The 5,416-nt window shown below is 66.8% G+C and carries 4 protein-coding genes; all 4 read right to left on the reverse strand.

Features of this window, described 5'->3' with window-relative positions; all coding sequences use genetic code 11:
* Positions 1 to 177: 177 nt before the first annotated feature.
* Entirely contained in the window at positions 178 to 492 is a 315-nt protein-coding gene (locus ACMQ11_RS10905) for a hypothetical protein (RefSeq protein WP_418992806.1), read from the reverse strand.
* Between the two features lie 284 nt (positions 493 to 776).
* A complete protein-coding gene (locus ACMQ11_RS10910; RefSeq protein ID WP_418992807.1) occupies positions 777 to 1,646 on the reverse strand; it encodes a hypothetical protein in 870 nt (289 codons plus the stop codon).
* Positions 1,643 to 3,340, reverse strand: a complete 1,698-nt coding sequence (locus ACMQ11_RS10915; protein ID WP_418992808.1) for an ABC transporter ATP-binding protein — start codon at positions 3,338 to 3,340, stop codon at positions 1,643 to 1,645. The genes ACMQ11_RS10910 and ACMQ11_RS10915 overlap by 4 nt, the downstream gene beginning before the upstream one ends.
* A partial coding sequence (locus tag ACMQ11_RS10920; protein WP_418992809.1) for a UvrD-helicase domain-containing protein occupies positions 3,341 to 5,416 on the reverse strand: 2,076 nt, incomplete at its 5' end.

Raw genomic sequence — 5,416 nt, forward strand, 5'->3', positions numbered from 1 at the left:
CCTTTCACCTTGCACCTTTCACCCGCCTGCGGCGGCTTGACTTTGCTCACGCTCGGCAGAGACCGCTTGCGGTCTCTGCGCTCGCTTACCCGCAAAGTTCACCTTTCACCTTGCCTGCGATCCCTCGACACCGCTCGGGGATCGAACTGATTGCCCGCCTGTCGGATGGGGCAGCTTTTATCGGCAGAAGCGGCGCAGAATCCACAACGGGTATTTCCGCACGGGGCGCAGCCAGGTCCACACGCGCGCCAGGACGAGGTGCAACGGGCCGCAGTCGACGATGCCGTAGATGCGTTCGCGGAGGACGGTCTCGGTGCCGATCGTATTGCCGTCGCCCAGCAGGACGACCCGGCTGCCTGCAAGATGCAGAATACGGTGGATGACGAATTGTCCGCTCCCGGTCTGCCCGAGGACGACGCGGCCCGCGACCAGATCGCCCTCGGCAAGGGGGCGCAGGCGGACGACGCTGCCGCTTCGGAAAAACGGTAGCATGCTCTGGCCCTCGACGCACACGCTGACGCTTTGACCCTCGCGCAGGAGCTCGCAGACCAGCGCAAAGGCGCTTCGGTTGGCGGCGACGACCGCCTGCCGCGGGGTGTCGTGTGGATGTCGGACTGAATCCGAGGCGTTCGACCGTTGTATCCCGAGGAATCGCCGGCCGGAATCTGCTGTGCCTGTTGCCCCCGCAACCGATCCGGCCCGCCTGTTCCCCGAGGCCGCCTTGCCTGCGCTCCCGAACCGTTCCGGTCGGGACTGCCTTTTATCATCCGGATGTTTCATGCTCCGAAGAGGGCTTTGGCCGCCAGCCGCGCCGCATCGGCGTCGGGCAAGCACGCGAGGTGATAGACGGGGGTCGAGGACAGCAGGGATGAGATCAGGGCGTTGGTGAGGTCGAACAGCCGTTCGTCGTGGGCGAAAGAGGGCGGAAACGAGGGTTGCAGGGCCGCATAAGCCCACAGTGTCGGGAGCCTTTCGATACGGTTCGCCGGTGCCTGCGAAAGCCGGACGAATGCCCGGATGGGGTAGCTCTCGTTGCGGTAGCAGGGCGTCTTGCCGCTCCACGGAGAACCATAAACCGTGGCGCCCGTCTCGCTGGCACGGACGAAAGGGCTGTCGTCGTTGAGCAGCCGTGTGTCCGGAACGTGCTCCAGCCACAGCCGCGTATGGGTGCTTTTGCCCGTTCCCGACTCTCCGAGAAAGAGTACGGCGCAGCCCCGGTGGACGACTACCGACGAGTGGACGGCCAGCACGCTGCGTGCGGCTGCGCGGATGTTGCACGCCATCCAGAGGCCGAAGCGGAACAGTGCGGGATCGCTTCCGGCCTTGTAATCGGTCGAGACGCTCCGGCCGTCGGCGGGCAGCAGCAAGTGCACGGACGGGGAGCCGTTGCGCGGGGTGAGGGTGAAGAGGTACTCCGCACCGTCGCCGCAGAGACGGCACTCGGCCCCGGCATCCGGAAAATCGAATGTGTCGATGATCCCGAGGCTGCTGTCCGGTGCGACACGTGCACACGGAAAGACCTCGATGTCGGGGACGGGATCGTTGGATCGGGATCGGGTCTCGAACGGAGCCAGGCCCCCGAAAGTGAAATGCGGTGCGTGGAGCCGAAGCCCGAGGCCCGCTATCGTATAGGTTTTCGCGTTCATTCCTTTCCCATTGTCACGATCCGGTCGCACGCTGCGAGCGACGTCTCGCGGTGGGCGATTACGAGCAGCGTCAGCCCCGGATTGCGGCGTGCGAGCTGGCCGATCGCACGGTTGATCTCCTCCTCGGTTTGGCTGTCGAGCGCCGAGGTGGCCTCGTCGAAGAACAACACGTCGGCCCGGCGGTAGAGTGCCCGGGCGATTCCGATGCGCTGCCGCTGTCCGCCCGAAAGGCGGCATCCGCACTCCCCGACACGGGTATCCATCCCCCGCGGCAGCGAAGCGATGAAATCGCCCAGCCGGGCCGCATCGAGCGCCTCGGCGATCCGCTTGCGGTCGACATGGGAAGCCCCCAGCGCAACGTTTTCGGCGAACGTGCCGTCGGTGAGGAAAAGGTGCTGCGAGACGTACCCCAGGCGGTTCTGCCAGGCCCGGCGGTTCGCAGGCGTAAGGGGCGTGCCGTCGATGAGGATCGTGCCGCAGGTGGGTTCGTACAATCCGGTCAGCAGGTTGAAAAGCGTCGTTTTGCCCGAACCCGAGGGGCCGCGAATGCCCAGGCGCTCGCCCTTGCGGATGGTGAGGTCGAGGTCGCGGAACAGCACGTGCCCGTCGTCCGGAAAGCGGAACGTCAGCCCGCGGACGGCGATCTGGTGTTCGAACGGCAGCGTCGCGGTAGTAGCAGCGTCGGGAGCTGCCGCGAGGGTGTCCGCAGCGGCGTCGCCGAGAATGTCGATCGTGTAGCGGTTGTAGCGGAGGGTGGTCCAGGCCGCGAGGATGCTCCTCACCGAGGGCATCAGGCGCAGGGCGGCCACGGCGAAAACACCGAAAAGGAGCTGCGTGCGTCCCTCTCCGGCGCCGAAGCTGAGGGCCGCCAGGAGGGCGATACCCGCCGCAAGGCCGATCTCGGTGAGCACCGGGGGCAGCTGGGCGATGCCGGCTTCGCGCGAGCGGGTGCGGATCACCTCCTCCATGGCGCGGTCGAAGCGGCGGAGCATGAGCTCAAAGGCGCCGCTGAGTTCCAGATCGGCATAGCCGCGGAAGGTCTCGGCCACGATGCGGGCCTTTTCGCGCTGGGCACGGTTTTCGTCCTGCCCGTAGCGGTCGATGCGGTTGCGCACGACGCGGTAGTAGAGCCACGTCGCGGGCAGGAAGACCATGAGCGCCATCCCCGCCGCGAGGGGTGCATAGAGGGTCAATGCTCCGAACAGCAGCACGAGCAGCATCGCTTCCGACGCGATGGCGGCGGCGGGTTTGAGCACGCCCGCCGCGAAAGCCAGGCACACCACGTTGACGTTGCGTGTCAGCACGGCCGAGTTGGCGCTCTTGACAAAAGGCAGTCCGCGGTCGTGGTAGGCCGTGAAGAGCCGCCGCGAGAGGGTTCGGTAGAGGTCGTAGATGTAGCGGCGTTCGATGCGGGCCAGCCACAGGTTTGCCAGACATTTCAGGACGATCACCGCGACCACGGCCCCGCAGACGGCCAGCGCGAATGCTCGCGGCGAGGCGAATCCGAGCGCATCGTACACCCGGGCCAGCAGGCCGTCGCCGTCGAGGCTGCGGGGGTCGAGCGTCAGCGCCAGCACGGGCAGCAGCATGGCCAGCCCGACCAGGTTGAGCGCCGCGCGTACGAGCAGCGTCGCTGCGACGCGGAGCCCGCGGCGGCGGTAGGCGGCAGGCACTATGCGGAGCGTGTCGTTCATCTATTCCACCTTTTCGATTTCACCCAGTTTCACGTACCAGACATACCCCTCGGCCCGGGTGTAGCCCATCTGCCGCAAGAGGGCGAGGTACTCGCCGATTTGGCGGGCGTAATGGCCCGGTTCCCGCGCGCCGAACTTGTAGTCGACCACCACGGCCCGCTCGCCGCGCAGCATCACGCGGTCGGGACGGCGGGTCGATGTGCTGCCGGGAATGATGATCTCGTGCTCGTTGCGCACGCACTCCCAGTCGCCCGAGAACCATTCGCGCACCTCGGGGAGGGCCAGCGCCCGGTCGATCATGCGGCGCAGCTCCTCGGCATCCGCTCCCGAGAGCATGCCGTCGGCGAGCATCGTATCGACTGCCCGGCCGATCTCCTCCTCCGTGGCGGCGTTCTCGAACGCCTTGTGCAGAAGGATTCCCAGATTGCGGGGCGAGAGTTCGACCTCGTCCTGCTCGAAATAGCGTTGCGAGGGGAGCCGCAGCCGGAGGTCCGCACGGGCCGTGGTGTAGTTTTCCAGCACCTCGTACCGTGCCGCGCCCTCTTTCGCCGCAGCGGCCGCGGGACCCGTGAACTCGCCGAACTCGAACCGTTCGTCCTCCTCCGAACGGGTGTAGCGGCCGACGGTATCGCCCAGCAGGGCCCGCTCGCCGTCGGCCGAGAGGCTTTCGAGCACGAGCGTCCCGACGCTGCGGGCGCTCTTCTGCGGAATGAACAGATGCAGCGACTCGGCGGCGCGCGTCAGCGCCACATAGAGCAGATTGATGTTGTCCACGTGGGAATAAACCAGTTCGCGGTAGTACTCCGACGAGAAAACCGACTCGGCCATCGCCCGCTTGTACCGCACGGGGAAGCGCCCCGCCTCGGCGGCTTCGCCCTCGCGGGCCTCGGCCCAGACGATGTGCTGCACGCCGCCGCCCGATTTGGGGTCGAGCTGCCACGAGCAGTAGGGGACCAGCACTGCCCGCTTCTCCAGCCCCTTGGCCTTGTGGATGGTGGTGATCTCGACCGTCGTGGCGCTCTGTTGCACGCTCAGCGAGCGCTTGCAGCCCGTCTCGTCCCACCAGCGGAGGAACAGCGAGATGTCGGCGATGCGGTTCGCGCAGAAGGCGATGATCTGCTCGTGGACGGCCTGAAGGTAGGCCGTGGCTGCACGGTCGTGCTGCAATCCGTGCTGCATGACGATGCGCTCGAACGCCTCCTCGGGCGAGAGCAGACGGATCGAGCGGAAGAACGCGCGCTCGGCGGGGCTCAGCGGGTGGTCGAACTCCCGGGCGAGGTAGTGGTTGTAGACGGCGCGGCTGAGCGTGTCGTCGGGGTTGAGCGTCAGGCGCAGGGCCGCCGCCACGAACGAACTGACGGGGGCGTTGCCCACGATGAGCGCCTCCTGGGTCATCACGTCGAAGCGGTAGCGGGGCTCCTCGTTGCGGCTCTTGAAATCGAGCAGTTCGGCGGCTACCTTCGCGCCGTCGGTGGCTCCGCGCACGAGGATCATGATGTCCGAGGGACGGAAGCCGCGGTCGAGCAGCTGGCAGATGCGCTCCACGACCGGGGGACGTTCGGCGAAGGTTTCGACCGAGGCGTATCCCGCGTGTTCGCACTGCCGCCGGGGCGTCTGTTCGTGCTCGCGGTAGGCGTCGGCCAGCGTATCGTGCAGGGCGTCGGCCGTGGCGGCATCCATGTCGCCCCGTTCGGCCGCCTCCGAGATCAGCTGGTTGAGCGTCCGGTTGTCCGCGGCGACGATGCGGCCGATCAGGCGGTTGTTGAAATCGACCACTACGGAGAGGCTGCGGTAGTTCTCCTTGAGGTTCTCGACCACCGTATTGCCCGCTCCCAGCGCCGCCTGCGCCCCGTGGTGCAGGATCTTCCAGTCGCCGCCCCGCCAGCGGTAGATCGACTGCTTGATGTCGCCCACCAGCAGTACCGACGTGGCCGCGGTCTGCGCCATGGCGTTTTGGAGCAGGGGCAGGAAATTCTCCCACTCCTTGACCGAGGTGTCCTGGAACTCGTCGATCATGAAGCGCTCGAAGCGGTTGCCGACCTTCTCGTAGATGAACGGCGCGTCGTTGTGGCCGAT

It is taken from the genome of Alistipes sp. (genome assembly GCF_048465575.1).
Classification (GTDB): Bacteria; Bacteroidota; Bacteroidia; order Bacteroidales; family Rikenellaceae; genus Alistipes.